At 49.7% G+C, this 20,095-nt stretch carries 16 protein-coding genes; 9 read left to right on the top strand and 7 right to left on the bottom strand.

The window, feature by feature from the left end; translation table 11 throughout:
* Positions 1 to 179: 179 nt before the first annotated feature.
* The 5 genes from PXG97_RS06910 to PXG97_RS06890 all read left to right on the top strand — a co-directional run bounded on the left by PXG97_RS06910 (position 180) and on the right by PXG97_RS06890 (position 4,357).
* The gene (locus tag PXG97_RS06910; RefSeq protein WP_276497018.1) at positions 180 to 866 is read left to right on the top strand and encodes a response regulator transcription factor; all 687 of its coding nucleotides are present in this window, start codon (positions 180 to 182) and stop codon (positions 864 to 866) included.
* Positions 867 to 1,162: 296 nt separating this feature from the next.
* Entirely contained in the window at positions 1,163 to 1,792 is a 630-nt protein-coding gene (locus tag PXG97_RS06905) for a carbonic anhydrase family protein (RefSeq protein WP_276497017.1), read from the top strand.
* Between the two features lie 844 nt (positions 1,793 to 2,636).
* Positions 2,637 to 2,975: a hypothetical protein gene (locus PXG97_RS06900; RefSeq protein ID WP_276497016.1), complete on the top strand. Its 339-nt coding sequence runs from the start codon at positions 2,637 to 2,639 to the stop codon at positions 2,973 to 2,975.
* Between the two features lie 92 nt (positions 2,976 to 3,067).
* Positions 3,068 to 3,964 carry a cyanophycinase gene (locus tag PXG97_RS06895; protein WP_276497015.1) on the top strand — a complete coding sequence of 299 codons (897 nt, stop codon included), beginning with the start codon at positions 3,068 to 3,070 and terminating at the stop codon, positions 3,962 to 3,964.
* Positions 3,965 to 4,123: 159 nt separating this feature from the next.
* Complete coding sequence (locus tag PXG97_RS06890; RefSeq protein ID WP_276497014.1) at positions 4,124 to 4,357, top strand: hypothetical protein; 234 nt, start codon at positions 4,124 to 4,126, stop codon at positions 4,355 to 4,357.
* Positions 4,358 to 5,017: 660 nt separating this feature from the next.
* On the opposite strand, the gene PXG97_RS06885 is transcribed toward PXG97_RS06890, so the two are convergent.
* From PXG97_RS06885 to PXG97_RS06875, 3 genes are all read right to left on the bottom strand, one after another.
* Complete coding sequence (locus PXG97_RS06885) at positions 5,018 to 5,932, bottom strand: isoaspartyl peptidase/L-asparaginase family protein (protein ID WP_276497013.1); 915 nt, start codon at positions 5,930 to 5,932, stop codon at positions 5,018 to 5,020.
* A gap of 174 nt (positions 5,933 to 6,106) precedes the next feature.
* A complete protein-coding gene (locus PXG97_RS06880; RefSeq protein ID WP_276497012.1) occupies positions 6,107 to 7,183 on the bottom strand; it encodes an SDR family oxidoreductase in 1,077 nt (358 codons plus the stop codon).
* 201 nt (positions 7,184 to 7,384) lie between these two features.
* The gene (locus PXG97_RS06875) at positions 7,385 to 9,490 is read right to left on the bottom strand and encodes a sensor histidine kinase (protein ID WP_276497011.1); all 2,106 of its coding nucleotides are present in this window, start codon (positions 9,488 to 9,490) and stop codon (positions 7,385 to 7,387) included.
* 260 nt (positions 9,491 to 9,750) lie between these two features.
* Here PXG97_RS06875 and msrA point away from each other — a divergent pair, with 260 nt between their 5' ends.
* Entirely contained in the window at positions 9,751 to 10,293 is a 543-nt protein-coding gene (gene msrA / locus PXG97_RS06870; protein WP_276497010.1) for a peptide-methionine (S)-S-oxide reductase MsrA, read from the top strand.
* A gap of 263 nt (positions 10,294 to 10,556) precedes the next feature.
* On the opposite strand, the gene PXG97_RS06865 is transcribed toward msrA, so the two are convergent.
* The 4 genes from PXG97_RS06865 to PXG97_RS06850 form a co-directional block, all read right to left on the bottom strand.
* Positions 10,557 to 10,823, bottom strand: a complete 267-nt coding sequence (locus PXG97_RS06865; protein WP_276497009.1) for a hypothetical protein — start codon at positions 10,821 to 10,823, stop codon at positions 10,557 to 10,559.
* 289 nt (positions 10,824 to 11,112) lie between these two features.
* Positions 11,113 to 12,198, bottom strand: coding sequence for an ABC transporter permease (locus PXG97_RS06860; protein WP_276497008.1), 1,086 nt, complete (start codon positions 12,196 to 12,198; stop codon positions 11,113 to 11,115).
* The gene (locus PXG97_RS06855; RefSeq protein WP_276497007.1) at positions 12,195 to 13,310 is read right to left on the bottom strand and encodes an ABC transporter permease; all 1,116 of its coding nucleotides are present in this window, start codon (positions 13,308 to 13,310) and stop codon (positions 12,195 to 12,197) included. Before PXG97_RS06855 ends, PXG97_RS06860 begins: the two co-directional genes overlap by 4 nt.
* A gap of 2 nt (positions 13,311 to 13,312) precedes the next feature.
* Entirely contained in the window at positions 13,313 to 14,959 is a 1,647-nt protein-coding gene (locus tag PXG97_RS06850; protein ID WP_276497006.1) for an ABC transporter substrate-binding protein, read from the bottom strand.
* Positions 14,960 to 15,617: 658 nt separating this feature from the next.
* On the opposite strand from PXG97_RS06850, the gene PXG97_RS06845 reads away from it, so the two are divergent.
* The 3 genes from PXG97_RS06845 to PXG97_RS06835 all read left to right on the top strand — a co-directional run bounded on the left by PXG97_RS06845 (position 15,618) and on the right by PXG97_RS06835 (position 20,092).
* On the top strand, positions 15,618 to 17,093 hold the full coding sequence (locus PXG97_RS06845; protein WP_276497005.1) for a hypothetical protein: 1,476 nt from the start codon (positions 15,618 to 15,620) through the stop codon (positions 17,091 to 17,093).
* A gap of 928 nt (positions 17,094 to 18,021) precedes the next feature.
* Entirely contained in the window at positions 18,022 to 18,594 is a 573-nt protein-coding gene (locus PXG97_RS06840; protein ID WP_276497004.1) for a hypothetical protein, read from the top strand.
* A gap of 4 nt (positions 18,595 to 18,598) precedes the next feature.
* Positions 18,599 to 20,092, top strand: coding sequence for a hypothetical protein (locus PXG97_RS06835; protein ID WP_276497003.1), 1,494 nt, complete (start codon positions 18,599 to 18,601; stop codon positions 20,090 to 20,092).
* Positions 20,093 to 20,095 lie beyond the last annotated feature (3 nt).

The raw sequence follows: 20,095 nt of genomic DNA, 5'->3' as shown, positions 1-20,095 counted from the left end.
CTGCGTAAGTAGTTGTGGCAGTGTTGGTAAGTTGAGCTTGTGCACGCGCCGGAGTGCTTGGTGGTGTAGTGCCGTTTACTCGAAGCTGGAGAGTTTTTAAGTATATTGTACACAATTTCTGGAGCAAGGCCAGTGTGCGCTGCCGCTGTCTCCGCCCCAACTGTACTTGCACCCAATACATGTCAGATCACCATACAATCAGGATTATACTTACCGATGACCACCGAATAGTGCGGGAGGGGCTGGCATGCCTCCTGCACTCCGAAGCAGCTATAGAGGTTGTAGGTGAGGCAGCAAACGGCAAGGAACTGCTGGAGCTGCTTCGTCACACGCCGGCCGATGTCGTGCTCTTAGATGTGCAGATGCCTATAATGGATGGTTATGAAACCCTGGAGCTACTAAAGGAGCACCATCCTGAGGTGAGGGTGGTTATTCTGACCATGCAGGACAACGCCATAGCCCTGCACCGCCTGATGGAGTGCGGTGCCACCAGTTACCTGCTTAAGGACGCCAGTAGAGTAGAACTTTGCTCAGCCATAAAGTTGGCTGCAAAGGGCACTGCTTTCATCAGCTCCGGCATGTCGATAAAAATGTTGCAGAAAGTGCTGCGCCCGACAGCGGATGGTGCAGTGGAAAATACGACTGTCAAGGAGTTGTCGAAGCGGGAGGTGGAGGTGCTCACGCTGATTTCTGATGGCTACACCAACGCCGAGATCGCCGAGAAGCTGTTTACCAGCAAGCGCACCATCGAGACGCACCGCCAGAACATACTGGAGAAGACGCACACGAAGAATACAGCCCACCTCATCAAGTATGCGATGCAGCGAAACCTCATCCCGCTTACTTCGAACCAAATAAGGAAGTAAACTACCTCATTAGTAGATTCCGGGTGGTTGGCAGAAAGTAACGCTCTGCCGACTTCTCACTTCATGCAAAGGGCCACTTGGGAGGCATTTACTGAGGCCCCTTTTCACGCCAAATAAGCTTTTTTAGGGCGAATACGGCAGGTTTAATGGCAGGACGTGTTATGTTCTTCGTTCTTCTGTGTAATTTTAAGGTGATGCCTGAGCGGCAAAACTTTGTAGGCGTAGCACAGTTAAAGGCAAAGGCCGCCGCAAGGGCATGCCATCAACTTTAAAAGTATTAGCAACAAGACCACCGCATGAGAACGCACACCAAAGAAACCCAGCAGAGCATGACGCCCGAAAAGGCGCTACAGTTTTTGAAGGAAGGTAACCAGCGATTTGTTAGCAACCTGAAAGCAAACCGCAACCTGCTGCAACAAGTGAACGAAACGTCGGAGGGGCAGTTCCCGTTTGCCACCATCCTGAGCTGCATCGATTCACGCACCTCCGCAGAGCTTATTTTTGACCAGGGCCTCGGCGATATCTTCAGTATCCGGATTGCGGGAAACGTATTGAACGAGGACATACTGGGAAGTATGGAGTTTGCCTGCAAAGTTGCCGGCTCTAAGTTGCTGGTAGTGCTGGGGCATACCCGCTGCGGCGCCATTTACGGGGCCTGCAACCACGTAGAACTGGGCCACCTGACGTCGCTGCTGCAAAAGGTGAAACCCGCCATAGACAGTGAAACGGAAACGCCGCAAAACAAGCGTAACGGCAGTAACGATGCCTTCGTCTACAATGTCACCGTTAACAACGTGCACCACACCATGGAGCGGGTCAGGAAGGAGAGTCCTATACTGGCAGCCATGGAGAAAGAAGGAGAAATCCTGTTGGTAGGTGGGCTGTATGAGGTGGAAACCGGACAGGTTACCTTTTACCAAGGCTAAGCCGGTTGCGTAACCTCTCTCCTGTGCCGAAACCCAGCCTAATGCCGCAGGAGAAGCTGGTACGTATGAGATGCCTTTCTTCCGGGCCTCATGGTTTGCAGTACCATCCGCACTGGCTACGGTGCCACTTGCAAGTTGCGGTAAATACGTAGGGTGGCTAGCATTTAAGTGGTATTTATCTCCGGTAAAGCCGTATTATCCTCTTCAGGTGCAGTACCTAAAGGCCTACCTGCGTACAAAGCTATAAAGCCCGTTAAACATAAAGCATGTGTGTTAGGCGTAGACGTTTAACCGGGCGTATGAAACTGGGAGTGACCATACCTGTTTTGGGTGCTGAGGATGGTCCTCCCATTTTTATTCATGCTTTACCGGCATGAGGCGTAAGTATAAAGCTTTTAGAATGACTGCAAAAAGACTTCCGCGTAAAGCAAATGCGCAAAAACAGGAATCCAGTGGGTTAAGCATTTACCTGCGCCGTAGGCAGGCTGAGGCAAGGGCTGTGAAAGTCTCCACAAATAGTGGCTGCATGCGGGGGAACGACCGCTATAAAGAAAATGGGAGCGCCTCTGTAGGAACCACACAGGAGAAAACTGCACAACAACCCCTTTCCTACAGCGACTTCATACGCTTTGATAGCGGACTTCCGGCGCAGCGGCTGTACACCAGCTCTCAGGATTTCCTTTAATTCTTCCCCAATTATACTATAAACCAACCAGATTGTGGCACCGGTGTATTACGCCGGTGCCACAATTATGTAAGGAGTGTGGCGCGGCCGCAGCAGCCGGCTGCAACTTTTAGGTGAGTTGTGGCAGTATTAGTAAGAAAACAATTTAAAGTGACGGCTATGGAGGACAAAGAAGAACTGACACCCATGGTGTCTGTGCTGGCTCAGCTGCGGAAAGAGGAATACCAGGAAGATTTTAGGGTTACTAAGGAAGGGCTCCTCTGTACCTTGGACGGCAAGCAGCAGTTCCGGCCCGAGCAGGTGCAGATAGTAAATTTTTACCGTTTCGAGGGGGAGAGTAATCCCGGCGACATGGCCATCCTTTACGTGCTGGAGACCGACAGCGGTTTAAAGGGCACTGTTTCGGATGCTTACGGGCCTTATTCCGATGAAACAGTCGAGACATTCATGAAGCAGGTAAGGGACCTGGGTAAGAATTTGGATAAAGACAGCGCATAATCTTGCCGCACACCCATTGCAATTATCTAGCACACGTATCTAGCACATGCTAGCAGAATGATAGACTTATAGAGTAACGGAGCAACTATAAAATGGCGAAACGCAAAGTATCTGATCATCATAAAAATAAAGCAGAAGCCCCAGTGCCAAAAGGACGGCTGCTGGCGATAGGGGGCAAGGAAAGCAAGGGAAACGGGGAAGAGCTAAAGCCAGAGCAAACAGGCAATTCTGAATTTGAAAGCGAGGAAATCCTGAAATTTTTTGTAGGTGAGCTGAAAGGCACTAACCCCACTGTTGCCGTCATTCCCACCGCCTCTAACATACCCGACGTGATGGGCAAGGAGTATACCAGGGTGCTGAAGGAGTTGGGGGTAAGTAACGTGGAGGTGCTGGATATCCGTTCCCGGGACGATGCCCGCGAACAGCATTATTACGAGATAGTGGAGAAAGCCTCGGCTATTTACTTTACCGGCGGTGATCAGTTGCGCCTGACCTCTATTCTGGGAGGGTCCAGCCTGTTGCAGTTGATGAAAGAACGCTTTACCTACGAGGACATCCTGGTTGCCGGAACCAGTGCGGGCGCGACAGCCCTCTCCACCCCCATGATTTATGAGGCCGATACCAAAGGCGGTTTTTTAAAAGGTGATGTGCGCGTAACGACTGGGCTGGAGTTTCTAAAGAACGTAGCCATAGACACACACTTTATAGAGCGCGGCCGCATGGTGCGCATGGCCCAGTGCATCGTAACGAACCCAGGCTGTATTGGCATGGGGCTGGAGGAGGACACGGCTGCCTACGTTACCGAAGGGCGCGAGGTAGAAGTGGTAGGCAGTGGACTGATCACTATTGTGGACGGCATGCGGCTCGCTGACACGAACATCTACAAGATAAAGACCGGGGAGCCTTTTTCTGCGCGTAACCTGTGTGTACACCTCTTATCACCGGGCGAGAAATACTCTATCCCAACGTTTGACCAGCTGCACGTGTAGCACATGCTGATGGCCGCGCCTCTGCCTAAACCAAGTGTCAGTCTGATAGCAGTGCTCCAAGGCAGTTTTTGGCTGGCTACGGGCCTATGGCCTTTTATACATCTTGAAAGCTTTGTGTGGGTTACCGGCCCCAAAGAGGATTACTGGTTGCTGTACACGGTGAGTGTACTTATCACCGTAATAGGGGGCACTCTGCTGGCAGCCGGAATCCGGAGGCACGTAACCTTGGAGCTTAAGTGGCTGGGAATTGCCGCCGCCGCCGGGCTCCTTGGCATTGACGTATACTATGCCCTAAACAACGTGATCAAGGACGTGTACCTGCTCGATGCCGTGGCCGAGGCAACACTGATATCCCTCTGGCTGTGGACAGGCAACAGAGAGCTAAGCGAATAGAGAGACAACCGCACCAGAAAACGAAGGTAGGTACGAAGCACCAAGAGCTCCGCTACGCACACGGCATTATCCATTGGTGCAGGAGCTGGAGAAGGAAGAGGAACGGGTGCTGAGCTCCGTAGCCTTGCGCCGGCGCAGCACCGCCATGAACTTGTTGCAGGAGTACCAGTAAGCTTCCGCTGCAACACAGGCTGGTATTCGGAGCCGACGGGGCCTTAAAAGCGCTTGCCCTTACCATACCTGCCTATGCCCTTGCCGGGGAGCAAAACCCTTACTGAAATGCTTTTGCTGACATGCTCTTAAAGTGGCTGAAATTTGAGAGGTGATCCGGAACCCGCTGCCGCTGGTGCATGTGGGCAATGAGCAGCGGAAAAGGCGAAAGTAGTATCTTGCCACCTGCAACAACGCCCTGGTGAAGGCTCTGGGTGAGGAGAATCACACGGTGTGGCTACCAACCTACGGGCACGCCCTGTGGCAGGAACTGTAGCAGACAGGCCAGAATAACAAACAAATCTGGGAAGAACCTGGCTTTAAAGTCATCATGTGGGAGGATTTTCACCCGGTTGCGATGTTCTCCGGCTCAGTGCAATATGTTAAAAAGTACGTGGCAAGAGAGAAAGCGAAGGACTAGCGGAGATTCGCCGCCTTCGCCTTACCAATCTATACTTTCTCGTTGTCCCAAAGCGCCACTACCGGATCTTCGCCGCCTATGCTATAGCCGCGCTTCATCAGGTTGGTGTTGAAAGCAAAGGCTATGGTGGCATCCTGATTGAGCGTCACCAAGCCCATGTCGCCCTTCAGAAACTCTTTGTGCATGGTTATTGCCTTGTCTGCGGCAGCCTGAAGCGCTTCGTTGGCATACTTTATCTGGGCGTATACTTCATGTGCGATTGCACCTCGCATGATCACTTCGCCATCTCCGGTGCAGCTAACGGCACAGTAGGGGCTGTAGGCGAAAGTGCCGCCGCCGATAATTGGGCTATCGGAAATGCGGCCCTTCAGGCGGTTCATTAAGCCACCTGTTGAAGTGCCCGCGGCCAGGTTTCCGTGTTGGTCCAGCGCGACAGCGCCTACGGTATCATGGCTCTTGCAACGCTCCTCCAATACACTATCATGCCAGTTCTTCAGCTTCTCCTCTGTCACGAAAAAGGAGGGGCTGACTAGTTCCAGCCCCTGTGCCAGCGCAAACTCCTCGGCGCCCGTACCTACCAGGAAACAATGTTTACAGTTCTTCATCACCTCAAGCGCTAACCTGATCGGACTGCGCACAAGCCGTACATTACCCACTGAGCCGGAGTTTAGGTTACTGCCATCCATGATAGCGGCATCAAAGTCTGTCTCTCCGAGCTTGTTGAGACTGCCGCCCCTGCCTGCGTTGAAGAGCGGGTTTTCCTCCATGCATGTGATGGCGGCAGCCACAGCATCCAAGGCACTGCCTCCATTCTCCAACACGGCGCTGCCGGCGCTAACAGCCTCTTTTACCCCTTTTCTGTACGCTTGCTCTTGCGCCTTGCTTACTTCTTCGCGCTTCACGGTCTCAGCACCTGCATGTACGGCAATGGCAAATTTCCTCATATGTTAAATGTATAGTTATGGTTTGGCGGGTGCCAAGGCTTGTACGCCAGGCAGGGGCTGTTGTTTGGCTGAACGGGAAGAAAACAGCGGCTGTTTGCTGTAGTGGTTTACCCGGTAAACACAAAAGCCCCTACTATTTAGCAGGGGCTTTTGTGTTTACTGTTTTATACTTCCTTACCGGTTCTTGTACATGTATCTCTCGCCAGAGTAAGTTCCTGTTCGGTAGTTGGGGTCACCCTCCTGGCGATTGTGGCGCTTCTTGTTCATCAGGGCTAATGCGGCTGCACTGGCAGCAGCCACGACGGCGCCCGTAATTACAGGATGCATGGACGCGCGGGTGTAAAGGCTTGTCTTCATCACGTGGCCTTTGTGGTTGCCGTGCACCATGCCATCTGTGCCTGGGCTGTGCAGTGAGCCTTTCTTGTGTCGGGCCGGCTCGTCCGTTACCTGCAGTTTCGTCATAAAGTTCTTGTTTACCCAATCCACCAGGCTAGGCGCATACTTGTTCAGGCTGCTCATCATCTTGGAGCCACTGCCAATAAAAATATCGCGCTCAGGGTGCACAGCGGCATGTAGTATGGCATTGGCAACCTCTTCTGGTTCATACACAGGTGGCGGTAAGGTAAGCTCATTCTCCGTATAGTTCCTGGCGTGCTCTGGGTAAGGGGTGTTTATGCCAGCCGGTTTTATAAGTGTCACCGATACAGGGGCCTCATCCTCCTCCAGTTCCATTCGTAGCGCATCGGTAAACCCTTTCACGGCATGCTTGCTGGCTGAGTACATCCCTTGCAGCGGAATGGCTACATCGGACAGCTCGCTGCCCAAGTTGATGATAGCGCCGCCCCGGTTGCGCAGGTGGCTTGCCGCTATCAGCGAGCCTGAAACTATCCCCCAGAAATTTGTATCGAACAAGCGGCGGTTATCCTCCTCACTTACCTCTGAGAGTTTCCCGTAGATAGACACCCCGGCATTATTTACCCAAGTATCAAAGCCCCCGAACTGCCTGATGGCCATCTCGGCCAGCCGTTGTACGTCTTCACGTTGACCAACATCGGCTACTACGTATACTGCCTCGCCACCATCCATGTTAATCTGCTCCACTGCCTGCCTTAGCGCTTCTTCGTTTCTGGAAGCCAATACAAGTTTTGCGCCTTTCTTGGCGGCAGCGCGTGCCGTTGCTAGTCCTATTCCACTGGATGCGCCGGTGATGATCATCACCTGCTGGCTGAGGGGTTTAAGTGATATTGCCATAATATAAAGTTTGTTTTCTCTGGTTTATACGTCTTTGTACTTTCATACGTGCGTTCTACCAGGTTTAGTTGTTGTGGGTGAGCTAACACGCACCTGCGCAGGGTAAGAGGACAGAATACAACTATAAGTGCAAAATAACTGCACTTATAGTTGTACAACAGATAGTTGTACAACAGAGTGTGTGGGTTGCCTGTAGCGCGCTTATGGTTGCCGCTTAAAGTATACCCGGAAGGTGGTGCCTTCGCCAAGGCTGCTTTCAACCTCGATTTTGCCACCGGCGTTTTCAATAATTTTCTTCACAATGTACAGGCCAATACCTGAGCCTTCCACATGGTCGTGGAGGCGCTTAAACATGGAGAATATCTTCTGCACATCAGCAGGGTTCAGGCCCAGGCCATTGTCTCTCACTACCAGTACAACAAACTCCGGTGTACTTTCGGAGGAGATCGTGATATAGGGTTTCCGGTCTGGGTGTCTGTACTTTAGGGCATTGCTGATGAGGTTGTACACCACGCTACGCAGGTTTTTGGCCGAAAACTGAATGGCGTTGGCCGGCGCCAGGTCTGTCACTATCGTGGCGCCAGACTCAGCGATGATAGGTTTGAAATCCATGCTTACCTCTGCCACCAGGTCCTGCAGGTTCACACTGGTTACATCCTCACCTTGCTCGCGCTGGATCCGGGTAACCTGTGTTAAGTCGGCTACCACTCTCTTAAACCTATCTATGGAGCTTTGGATGTATGTGGATAGCTGCTGCACCTCCTCCGAGGCAGCCACCTCGCGGGGCAGGTGTTGCTCTAGCTCCTGCACAAGACCCTCTATGTTGAATATAGGCGCCTTCAGGTCGTGAGAGGCGGAGTAGACAAAATTATCCAGGTCGGCATTGGTGGCCAAGAGCTCTTTGTTAATGGACTCGACCTGCTGCCGCGCCTTTACCTGGCCACTGATATCAATGGCCACGGCAATGACGCCTGTTACAAAGCCCTGCTCATCGCGCAGCGGATGGTACACAAAGTTAAGGTACACCGTTTCCTGCTTGCCGTTCCGCTCCAGCACCAGTGGCAGCTCATTGGCCACATAGGGTATTCCTGTATTAAACACACCATCCAGTAGGCTTTTGAAGCCTTGATCGATAGCCTCTGGAATGATTTCCAGGATAGGCTTGCCCAGGACGTGTTCTTGCTTAACACGCCAAATCTCGCAAACGCCGGGGTTGGCAAGGTCCACTATGTACTCAGGCCCGCGTAGCATTGTGATGCCTACCGGGGCCTGCTGAAAAATCTCATTCAGGTACTCTTGCCGCCTTACCAACTGCTCACGGGAAGTAACAATACCTATGGATGTAGCCAACTGCGCCGTTATCAGGCTTTGGAAGCTCTTGTAATCCTCATTGTACTCCTGAGAAGGGCTTATGCCTGTGATAAAGAAGCCAACCACCCGGTCTTGCCCGGGCTTTGTTATAGGGAGAACAACTGCCTGGTGTACCCCACCCACAACGGCTGTATCAGGAAGGTGCACAAGTATGCCGTGGGATTTAGAGTCGACCTTCGCCAGTGGCCAAACCATATCCTCTCCTCTCAGGTCTATGGATGCTGGGGTAAGAGACGCGGGTAAATTGCCCGTGTAGCCGGCCAGTTTCACTTCAGAGCTAACATGGTTACAGAGGTAAATCAGGCTGAAGGGCAAATCGTTGGAGTTATTGCTCAAAGTCTTGCAGGCTGTAGTGCCTAATTGCTCCATCGTCTGAACCTGCGACAGGGCGTCTGAAAGGTCCTTCAGGGTTTTGAGCCTTCGTTGGCCAAATACAAAGCTGGATTCCTCGTTGCAGGCACAAAAGATGCCCTCCACCTCTCCGGCATCGTTAAAGGCGGGGCTGTAGGAGAAGGTCCAGTAGGTTTCTTCGGCAAATCCTTTTCGCTCCAGGTACAGCTGCAGGTTCTCAGCAAAAAATCCTTCACCGCTTTCCAGAATGTTTTCAGTTATTCCGCCTATCTGCTCCCATATCTCAGCCCACTTTTCAGGGGCGGTGGCTCCGAGGGCGTCTGGGTGTTTTTTGCCCAGAGCAGGCAAGTAAGCATCGTTGTGGAACATGTAAAGTTCCTTCGACCACCAGATAAACATCGGGAAGGCAGAGTTGAGCATCAACCGGATGTTGGTCTTGAGGCTCTCTGGCCAGTGTTGCGGCTTCCCCAGCGGGTGCGACTCCCAGTCGTAAGCTCGCATCAGTGCTCCCATTTCACCTCCTCCCTGGAATACGTTAAGAGGATCGGTATGAAGGTTACTAGTGGTAGGGGCGGGTGTAGGCATTAACTAAGCGTTAAAGTATTGGTGTATCGGGTAAATTTACCACAATTTAATAGAATTGCTAAACGCAGCTAAAGGGGCTGAGGTTGAAGTTGTACAGAGTTTTGCATTTGTTTTGCTATTTTAGGGAGTGGAGAGCGGCGGGCACACGTAAAAGTTTTGAAACTTCACCATGCCTGCCTTGTTAACTGCGTAAACATCATGAAAAGAATAACCGGGGGATTTGCTAAGGCAGTACCGCTTTCGGTTCAAAGTTAGAAAGTATGGAAACAGCAACATTTGGTAATGGGTGCTTCTGGTGTACAGAGGCTGTCTTTCAGGAGCTGAAAGGGGTGGAGAAGGTAGTTTCGGGTTATACCGGCGGGCATATAGATAACCCCACTTACAAGCAGGTTTGCTCCGGCACAACCGGACATGCGGAAGTGCTGCAGGTAACGTATGATGCCAGCCAGATAAGCTATGAAGAACTGCTGGAGGTCTTCTGGAGTACCCATGACCCTACTACCCTCAACCGCCAAGGCAATGACGTGGGTACACAATACCGCTCAGCTATTTTCTACCATAACGAAGAGCAGCGACAGCTGGCAGAGAAGTATAAGCAGGAACTGGATGCCTCCGGTGCCTATCATGATCCTATCGTGACAGAGATTGTGCCGCTGGAGAAGTTTTACCCGGCAGAAGACTACCACATGAACTACTATAACACGCATGGACACGAACCCTACTGCAGCTTCGTGATACGACCAAAATTAGATAAGTTCCGAAAGGTGTTTAAGCAGAAGCTAAAAGCTTCGCAGGCAGGCTAAGTAGCAAGGTTTGGCAGCGACTGAGGCCGTGCAGGATCGTTGGGGAACACATTGATTAAACAAACTCTGCAAATGTGTTCCCTATGTTTGCCTGAAGAATAGGGATGGGAGTAGAAACCACCCCTTAATAGCCTGTGTTGGGCAAAACAAGCAAAAGCCCTGTAGGTGGGGAACTACAGGGCTTGCCTAATCTAAACACAAACAACCAACAAAATCTATTAATTAAAGGGGAATTGGGGTATAGTTTAAAGTAGTTTTTAAAATTAGTAGCGGATAAAAGGGGTAAGGCTAACTGATTCATAATTATCAGCCAGGCCAACAAAATAGTCGCCGATGAAGATACCGGACCCGCTGCTCACCGCGCTGGAGCCTGCATGGTAGGTTACCATGTTTCCATCAATGGTGGCATAGCCGGCCGGCTCCTCAACTTGCAGGGTAGCCTTAAGGCAGATGTTGCTAGGCTGAAGCGCCGCCTTTACCAGGCAAGGTTCAGCCAATTTCTTGGGTGAAGGGTTTAAAGCAGAGTTCATGTGACGATGGGGTTTTGGGTTCTAACACGTTACAAGTATAAGCAGACCCCCTCTTTGGGAACAGGAATAATAAGTGGCTAAAGTAACATGTAAGTTGTGGCGTATTCTTATTGTTTATTTTGTATAGAAAGGACTGTTCTGGAGTAAGGCCGGATCTATTCTCAAGATTTTTATTTTTATTATCTTGATTCAGTGGTTATAGTAAGGTGTTTTGCTTCGATTAGGCGGATGCAGGAAGTACTTTGTGGATGATAAGAATAACTAGTGGACAAGCCCTAAAAGTAACGTTTTAAACCTCGCTTTTAGAGCCGAAAGTTCTCGTGAAATAATAGCTGCAGGTATAGAGCGCTAGCACAGTAAGGCTAAGCATGCCACCCGGGAGGGCAACCAGCCACCAGGCAGAAGTGTTGCTCCGTATGCCCGAAATGGTGCGTCCCCAACTTACCAAGGTAGAAGGCACGCCGATGTTTAGGAAAGAAAGCGTGGACTCGAGCGCTAATAAACCTCCCAATCCGAAAGTAAACGCAATGAGAACCGGGCCTATCAGGTTTGGCAAAGTGTGACGCCATATTAGTTGCACAGGTCGATTCCCGATGCTCTTTGCCGCCTCGAAGTACGGGAGCTGCCTGATGCGCAGCATCTCGGCACGGGAGAGGCGGGCACTGGCGGGCCAAAGCGTGAGAACAAGCAGCAGCGAGAGCAGGGGCAGCGACGGGGGGATAAAGGAGGCCAACACCAGGATCAGCACAAAGCGCGGTATACTGGTCAGGGCTTCAGTCAACCGCATCACGCCCTTGTCTAAAGGAATAGGGATTTCCCTCTGCCAGGTGCTGAACCAGCGTTGTAGTATACTAAAGAGCACCCATAAAAGCACAAGCATTCCGGCGAGTAGAGCGAGCGAGAAGCTTATGTACCTAAATCCATCGTCTTGTTGATAGGCCTTTAGTGGCAGATGCAGCCCATAGTATAAAAATATTGGCAGAGCAATTACCCAATGCAGTACACGGTACACAGGCTGGCGCAGTCCTGTGTTGCCGAAATACCCTGCCAGGGTGCCTAACGCCATCCCCAGCGTTGTCGCCAACAACATAACTGGCAGACTGATCAGGAATGCGGTGCGGGCGCCGTAGAGCATGTTTGCCAGCAGGTCACGGCCCAGGCCATCGGTGCCGAGCAGGTGATCTGCTGCCATAGCCTCGGAGGTAAAAGGAGCCAGGAAAGGGTGCTGCAGGTCGAGGTAGTTGGGGGCAAAAGGCAATGGGAGCCAAGGCAGCAACATTACGAGCCCTATCAGCAACACCAGGTAAAGCAAAGCCAGCTTAAAACCCCATTTGCTTCGCCAAAGGCCTTTTATGCGTAGCCAGATTTGCCTCATGCCAGCTTTTGTTTAAGCCTCGGGTCCGCCCAGGTGTATGCCACGTCTGCTAAAGCATAAGACACCATACGCACCAGAAGCACTACTAGTATAATGGCTACCAGCACCGGATAGTCACGGGCCAATACCGACTCAATTAACAACCTTCCAATGCCGGGTATTGCAAAGATCGTCTCAACAAGTACGGAGCCGCTTACTAAGGCTGGTAGAAAATCAGAAACAATGGTAATGAGCGGCAGCAGTGTGTTGCGCAAGGCGTGCCTGCGGATAACCAGGTGCTCCGGCAGGCCTTTCGCCCTGGCCGTACGAATGTAGTCCGCCTGTAGCGTTGCCTGCAGCGCACCATGGATCTGATTCGTAAGGTAGGGTAGGTTGGCAAGCACCAGTGCTACGAGCGGCAAAGCCATGTACTGCAGTTTCTGGCCGAGCTGCTGCCAAAAGCTCAGCTGCCCCGGCATATAGTATCCCATGCCATACACCGGAAAAAGCTGCAGAAAGTCTGGGTTAGCCAATAGCACAAGCAACAGCAGGGCCAGCACCAACATCGGGATGCTGTCTATGAGAAACAGCATGGGCAACACCAGGCGGCGCAGCCATTGCATGCGTTTGCGCACCATCAGTATACTTAGCTCTAGGGCCAAAGCAACAGTCGCGCACATGCTTCCGAGCAAGAGCCAAAATGTGTTGCCAATACCCTTCCAAATCATCTCCTGCACGGGCTGACCTGTACGGTAGGAAGTGCTGAGATCGCCTGTAAGCACACTGGTTAGCCAGCGGTGGTACTGGTTAGCGGTGCCGTGCCAGGAAAACTGGGGAAGCAGGAAGTTGAGTGACTCCGGCTGCTTCTTAGCAGCTGTGGTGTCTAAAGTGCCAGAGGATAGGCTAAAGTAGAATAGGGGCAGGTCCTGGCCAGTTTTCTGCTGTAATTGGCGATAGGCCGCCTCACGGCTGCTCTGGCTGCTTTTGCTGTAAAACCCGGCCTCTGGGTTCAGCAAGCGCTCCTCCCCAAAAGAGCCCGGAAGCATCCTGCTCAGCAGAAATACCAGCGTTCCCAACAGCCACAGCGTGGGAAGCACCAGCAACAACCTCCTGAGCAGGTACAAACGCATCATGCTTAATCTTCATCTTTGAGGGTAAAGGCGCTAACGTCGTAGTTAGGCTTTAGGCCAGAGATCTTGGTATTTGTGAACCGGCGATGTATAGCCACTCGTTCTTTGGTGTAAAACATGGAAACAAACGCTGCCTCTTCGTGCATGATTGCCTGCAGGCGTTTTAGTAGGGTTGCCAGTTCATCCTGTGAGGTAGCCGTGCTGCTGATCTTGTCCAGGATCTGGTCGCTTTCCGGGGTGCCGAAGCCGGTGTAATTCAACCCGCCCTCATTAGCAAAATCGGTGTGCAGCAGAGGTTTGAAGTTGAACGCAAAAGGATTGCCGCCCAGCGAGCGGAAGAACATATCAAAGTCATGCTGCTTCGACCTGCTTGCCAACAAACTGCTTTCAACCCCCTGCACCTGCACCGGAATCCCTATGTTGGCAGCATTTTGCTGGAGTATAGTGGCTGCGTTCTCATGGGTGGTGCTCCCGGCGCGGTAAAGGACCTCAATCGTGAGCATCTGCCGCTGGCCATCAATGTTCTTGTACCAGCCATCCTGCTGCCGCACCCAGCCGGCAGACTTTAACAAGCTGCTAGCTTTATCGGGGCTATAGGTATAAGGCCGCAGGTCGGTATTGTAAAAGTGCGTTACTGTGGGTGGGATTGGCCCAACAGTAGGGGTGCCATATTGCTGCATAGCCACCTTTATCACGCTTTCCGGGTCAAGCAGGTACGCGATCGCCTGACGGGTGCGTTTGTCGGAGAACTTCTGCTTGCGCGTGTTAATACCGGCATACACGAACTCATAGGCATCGGGGGTATGCAGGGCATAGTCCTGCAGGAAAGCCTTCTGCTGCTTAAGCTGCTCAAACTCCGCTGCCGGAATCCCTTCAAGCACATCCAGTTGCCTGTTCTTTAAGGCCAGAAGGGCTGTTGTGATGTCTGGGATTACCTGAAAGCTAACGCGCTGTGGAATGGCTGTCAGATGTTGTGTGTTAGATGTGTTGTTCCCCCACCAGTCTTTTTTGCGCGTTAGCGTCAGGTATTGTCCGTTTTCCCAGTTCTCCAAAGTATAGCCGCCACTGCCTTGCAGCAGCTTTGGGTCCCGCCCAAAGGCAGGAGCGTTATACTTGGCTGCGAATGTCTTTAGTTTCTCATCGTTTTCCAGCCCGGAAAGATCCTCGTTCAAGTCAGCAACAGCAACGTGCTGCAGTAGGCCTTCAGGGTCATACAGATAGGCCGGCAGTATAAAGAAGTCGCCGGTCAGCAATTCCATTTCCGGGGCATACCCAGCGCATACTAACGTAAAGCGCCGCGGGTCTGCCTCATCGATCCTGATATCCTGGATGAACTCTAACTGAGGCCTCAGGCTCTCGTTGTTCAGCAACGGAGCTTTTGCCACCTTCAGCGTGAAAGCCACATCCTTGGCGGTAACAGGGCTGCCGTTTGCCCATTCAGCTTCCTTCCTGATAGTGTAGGTAAAGAGCGTTATGGAATCATGTCGCTCCACGATGGGCATGTCCTCAGCCAGAAATGGCTTGATTTCATTGGTGCCCAGGTCGGCGCTCAGCAGGCTCTGAAACAGCAGGTTTATAATCTGTAGCGCGCTCGCATGGTTGTAACTGACCGGGCTTAGTGTTTCCGGCTCAGCCGATAACCTAACCCGCACCTCTTCAGGTGCGCGCTCTGGCCGGCTACAGAATGTAAAAAGTAATAAGAGAAAGCAGGTTAGTGCTGTGTTAATTTTCCTCATGTACTTACCCTTTGGCTAAAAATTGTAAGGGCAAGTTAGGGAAAAGAAAGGGATTAATCTTCTTCCCAGGTTGCAGTGCCTCCAAATGCTGATATCTGCTGGTCGCTTTCAGCCGTCGATGTAGTTTTGGTTTGCTGGTTGGTCTGGGCTGTAGTTCCTGTGTTTCCTAAAGTCAGCAAATTAAGAATTAGGGAGATGATTATAGATACCATTTCTAAAAGGGTTTATGTTCTTTGATGATTGCAGGACAAAGTTGAGTATAAGAAGTTGGAGATTAAAGGAATATTCATGTATAAAAGTAACTAGGAAAACTTTTTGTTCTATTATATTTTATTCTATTCGGTAAGTTTCAGTTGAATAGATTGAGCTATTTAACTATTTTTAAAATGCCTAATGATCCTGTTAAGGTAACTAAATGCACCTTGCTCTGTGGGATGTACATTTTACAATGTTAATAAAAAAGGTATGTATGTACAGTCAATATACCCTTATTAATGTAACTTGAACAATATTTTTGACCACTATAAATTTTATTATTTGACCTGCCTTTGGGAAGGGCCTGAGAAGCTTTAAAATGGATGAGTTAAAATCGTTAGCAAAAATTGCTGTTGCAAGTAACAATTCTAAACAGATGTTACCCAACTTTAATAAAAGCAGCAAAGAGGGGATGTTTTATAATAATCTCATGCAAGATAATTATATGGATGATGCTGTAGCATCGATGGACCTGTATGGCTCAAGCCCCAATGATGTAAAATACAAAATGCTAAAAGTTAGGCTCAAGAAAAAGCTGTATAACTCATTATTTTTCTATGATAAGCATAAATTAAAGAAAGCCCATCAGAAGGAACAGGAATGTCTTCATTTACTTCACCACGCACACTTATTACTAAGGTTGAAAGAGCCTGTATTAGTCTTAAGTACAGCAGCTAAAGTCAAGAAAATTGCTGTTCAATATGAATACATCAATTTTGTTATTGCAGCTTTAGAGTTAGAGATGGACTGCTACTCAAAAACTGGTAGCATTAACAGCTTCTTACAGGCAAAACAAGAGCTTGAAAAATATTTGAATATAAAAAAGTACGAACGGGAGGCTATTACCTTTCTTCAGCTCCTGAAAGTAAAGTATAGTAAATCTATTAAACACAGAAGGGCTTACCTATCAAGTATCACAGACGACGTAGACAATCTGTACAGGCTCTGGAAGGCTGCAAAATCATTTGAGGCGTTTAATGCCTATTACAAGGCCAGCATTATTTTCCACGAAATGGTCGGAGATTTTTCTGCCATAATCGATCTAACAGTGTCTTCTGAAGATAAGCTGGCCTCAGGAGAAGTGAATAGCTTAAGGTTTGATTCAAATTACAATAAATTCATACTTGTTTACGCTCACTTTCGGGCGAAACAGCTTAAAGAGGGATTGCAATATGCCTCAAAGTTCCACAGCGATTTTGAAGAGAACACTCCTAACTGGTTTGCTTACACAGAAAACTATTTCCTGATAGCTCTGCACGCGAAAGAATATGAGCTAGCTGGTCACCTCTTGCATAAAGTATTTACAAATCCCCACCTAAAGAGACGGCCAGCGTTTGCCAGGGAGAGATGGACGCTATTTCAAGCATACTATAATCTGGTGGGCGGGCCTGGTAGCAGCAGTAACACAGTCAACCCTTTCCTCTTGTCCTTGCCTGAGTACAGCAAAGACAAACAAGGCTATAATGTAGCCATACTTGTCCTTCAGTTTATTTACTTCCTTCAAAAGAAGGAAACGGAGGCTCTTCTGTACCGCATCGAGAGCTTGAAAAAATATATCCTTACCCATCTTAGAGACACGTTTAGCTTACGAAGCAAAACATTTCTAAAACTTCTCATCCTGACGGTAACGCAGGATTTCGATGTCAAAACGATTAGCGTGAAAGGGCAGAAGCTGTACCAGAAACTAATGGACACTCCTGCACCGGGAGATGCTTATGCAGAGATTGAAATTGTGCCTTACGAGCATCTTTGGGACCACATCCTTTCCACATTAGAAGAAAACTATAACCAGTAAGTTATCCCGAATGAAGGATCTGCAGAGACTTGTACGGATTATTGATAGTTATAGCCCTACGTCTAGCCCCTTGATAAATCTACAGGATGACACCACACTTGAAACAAAACTTTTCAATCTCTTAAGGAACGAGAACGTGCATTCTGACGAAGCGGTGGCGGCGGAACTGTATGGAGACAAAAATATTACAGGCAGTTTTCGAACGTTAAAGTCCCGCTTCCGCAAAAAGCTACGTAACCACTTGCACTTTCTCCTGCTAGATGATAAAAGGTTTAGCAGCAACTCTATTGCAACCCAGCAGTGTATGGCTCTTCTACAGGAGGGATACAGCCTTCTTATACTTAGCGAGCATCGCATGGCTGAGAAGGCTTTTGATCAGATGCTTGAAGTTGCCGAAAAATATGAACTCATTGATTATATCATTAAGGCGTTAGAGTATATGCTAGTTCTGGCCACTAACCAAGGTGACATGCAAAAGTACAGGAAACTGGATTCGCAGCTGCTTAAGGCCATAGACAATAGGGACCATAAGCAGAAAGCCCTGAAAACTTACCAGCTTCTAACGGTGCAGCACAAAAGCAGTGTGCAGGCTAGGGGAAGTAACCTTAAGCATTACCCTGCTATGTTAGAAGAGCTGCGAAATTCGTGGAAAGAAACGGGTCTTTCTTCTATATATTACTATTATCACATTCTTCGGGTGCAGCACCTGGAGTTCATAGGCAACTTCGAGAGTGTCTATGAAGCAGTTGCAGAGACGGAGCAATTGTATAACAGCGGTAAGCTTAACGACGCATGGTATAATAAAAAACTGAATATCCTTATAGGTGCTTATGCCCTCTTACAAACAAAGAAGTATAAGGAAGGCATAGGGTATGCAGCAGCCAACTTAGATGAATTCATTCCTTACACAACTAATTGGTTCGCTTTTATGGAAAACTACCTCTTACTAGCGCTTCATGGAAAGGATTACGATCTAGCTGTGAAGCTGATAAACAGCTGCTTATCGGATAATCATTACACAAAGATTGTGGCCGCTATTCGGGAGCAGCTTGAATTGATCAGGAGGTACATGGTGTTACTGTTGACCGACCTGTTGCACATGGAAGACGTTCCTCAATGTTCTTTCCAAAATGAGCTTCCTGTCCTGTCCAAGGACAAATCCGGCTTTAATTTAGCGCTGCTGGTGCTGGACGTGCTGGAGAAGCTCTCCTCCGGGGAGCTGGACGACCTGGAGCCGCAGGCCGAGCGGGTGCGCAAGTACACCCAGAAGTACCTGAAGGGGGAGAAGGCCGAGCGCCCGCGCCTGTTCCTGCGCCTGCTGCAGCTGGCGCTGACGAAGCAGGACGCAGCCCTGGCAAGAGAGCAGGGGCAGAAGCTGCTGGAGAGGCTGAAGCGTACACCCCTGCCCGGAGATGCCTTCGCTGAGGTCGAGATCGTGCCGTACGAGCACCTGTGGGAGTACACGCTAGTTATCCTTGAAAAGAATAATAACTTAAGATAACAGAATGAAGGATCTGCAAAGGCTGGTAAAAATTATTGATACATACAGCCCCTCCGCAACCCCCTTGCTGAACCTGCAGGATGAGACTATTATGGAGACAAAGCTATTTAACCTTCTTAAGGAGGGGCAGGTTTGTTCTGACGAGGAGATTGCTCAGGCTCTTTATGGTAGTAGTAAAGCAGCGGCGAGTTACCGTATGCTCAAGTCGCGCTTTCGCAGGAAACTTCTGAACCATATTCACTTTCTGGACCTGACAAATAAGGATCTTGGCAACAGATTAGTAATTACACAACAATGTTTGTCTCTTTTGCATGAGGCGAACTTCCTTTACAGCATGAGTGAAGGTCGCATGGCGGATAAACTCCTTGATCAAATGCTAGACCTAGCTGAGCGGTACGAGCTAACAGATCAAAAGGTGAAAGCACTAGAGTTGAAGCAGCAAATCTGTATGAGTTTGCGTGATGAGCGGAAGTACAAGATAAACGATGAAGAGCTACTTAAAGCGCAAAAAGTAAGAGATATAGAAGCAAAGGCTCAAAGAACGTATCAGCTTTTAATGCTGCAGCACCATAATAGTGTTAAATCAAGAGGCCAAATGATGGAGCAGTATCCAAAAGTTTTGCAGGATTTGAGAGAGTCTTGGCATGTAACGGGGGCTTCTTGTGTATACTTTTACTATAATTTACTGCGCAATCATTACTTAGAACTACAAGGAGATTACAAATCAATTCTGGAAGCCGTTGAGGAGACAGAAAGGCTGCATCTGGAGGGTAAACTAAACGACTCGTGGTACAGCATGCTCTATAATAATTATAGCAAGGTGTACGCGTTACTGCAGGTTAGGGATTATGAGAGGGGGTTGATAGAGGCTGCGAAGCATTTAAAAAATTTCACGCCGCACAGCTATAATTGGTATGCCTTCATGGAAAACTACCTGCTGTTGGCAATCCATGGGAAACAAAATGAGCTAATGATAGAGCTTTTAGGGCAAGCTCTAGTAAATAATCAATACACAAAAATTTCTGTGTTAAACAGAGAGAAGTACGAGGTGATCAGGCGTTATGTAGTTCTGGTGCTCAGAAGTGAGTACGGTGGTGAACAACTGCATCAAGGCAAAAAGTTTACAGAACACCTCACCATCCTCCCCAAGGATAAATCCGGCTTTAACCTGGCGCTGCTGGTGCTGGACGTGCTGGAGAAGCTCTCCTGCGGGGAGCTGGACGACCTGGAGCCGCAGGCAGAGCGGGTGCGCAAGTACGCCCAGAAGTACCTGAAGGGGGAGAAGGCCGAGCGCCCGCGCCTGTTCCTGCGCCTGCTCCTGCTGGCGCTGACGAAGCAGGACGCGGCCCTGGCAAGAGAGCAGGGGCAGAAGCTGCTGGAGAGGCTGAAGGGTACACCCCTGCCCGGAGATGCCTTCGCTGAGGTCGAGATCGTGCCGTACGAGCACCTATGGGAGTACACGCTAGCTATCCTTGAAAAGAATAATAACTTAAGATAACAG

The organism is Pontibacter litorisediminis (assembly GCF_029360645.1).
Classification (GTDB): domain Bacteria; phylum Bacteroidota; class Bacteroidia; order Cytophagales; family Hymenobacteraceae; genus Pontibacter; species Pontibacter litorisediminis.
The sequence above is the reverse complement of the archived record's forward strand: the minus strand, read 5'-3'. Positions and strand labels throughout refer to the sequence as shown.

Excerpts from the sequence above, each read along its gene's own strand:
- msrA (WP_276497010.1), top strand. The coding sequence starts at position 9,751 with ATGGAAACAGCAACATTTGGTAATGGGTGCTTCTGGTGTACAGAGGCT.
- PXG97_RS06845 (WP_276497005.1), top strand. The coding sequence starts at position 15,618 with ATGGATGAGTTAAAATCGTTAGCAAAAATTGCTGTTGCAAGTAACAAT.
- PXG97_RS06895 (WP_276497015.1), top strand. The coding sequence starts at position 3,068 with ATGGCGAAACGCAAAGTATCTGATCATCATAAAAATAAAGCAGAAGCC.
- PXG97_RS06855 (WP_276497007.1), bottom strand. The coding sequence starts at position 13,310 with ATGATGCGTTTGTACCTGCTCAGGAGGTTGTTGCTGGTGCTTCCCACG.
- PXG97_RS06865 (WP_276497009.1), bottom strand. The coding sequence starts at position 10,823 with ATGAACTCTGCTTTAAACCCTTCACCCAAGAAATTGGCTGAACCTTGC.
- PXG97_RS06905 (WP_276497017.1), top strand. The coding sequence starts at position 1,163 with ATGAGAACGCACACCAAAGAAACCCAGCAGAGCATGACGCCCGAAAAG.
- PXG97_RS06910 (WP_276497018.1), top strand. The coding sequence starts at position 180 with ATGTCAGATCACCATACAATCAGGATTATACTTACCGATGACCACCGA.
- PXG97_RS06860 (WP_276497008.1), bottom strand. The coding sequence starts at position 12,198 with ATGAGGCAAATCTGGCTACGCATAAAAGGCCTTTGGCGAAGCAAATGG.
- PXG97_RS06900 (WP_276497016.1), top strand. The coding sequence starts at position 2,637 with ATGGAGGACAAAGAAGAACTGACACCCATGGTGTCTGTGCTGGCTCAG.
- PXG97_RS06880 (WP_276497012.1), bottom strand. The coding sequence starts at position 7,183 with ATGGCAATATCACTTAAACCCCTCAGCCAGCAGGTGATGATCATCACC.
- PXG97_RS06885 (WP_276497013.1), bottom strand. The coding sequence starts at position 5,932 with ATGAGGAAATTTGCCATTGCCGTACATGCAGGTGCTGAGACCGTGAAG.
- PXG97_RS06835 (WP_276497003.1), top strand. The coding sequence starts at position 18,599 with ATGAAGGATCTGCAAAGGCTGGTAAAAATTATTGATACATACAGCCCC.
- PXG97_RS06840 (WP_276497004.1), top strand. The coding sequence starts at position 18,022 with ATGGAAAACTACCTCTTACTAGCGCTTCATGGAAAGGATTACGATCTA.
- PXG97_RS06875 (WP_276497011.1), bottom strand. The coding sequence starts at position 9,490 with ATGCCTACACCCGCCCCTACCACTAGTAACCTTCATACCGATCCTCTT.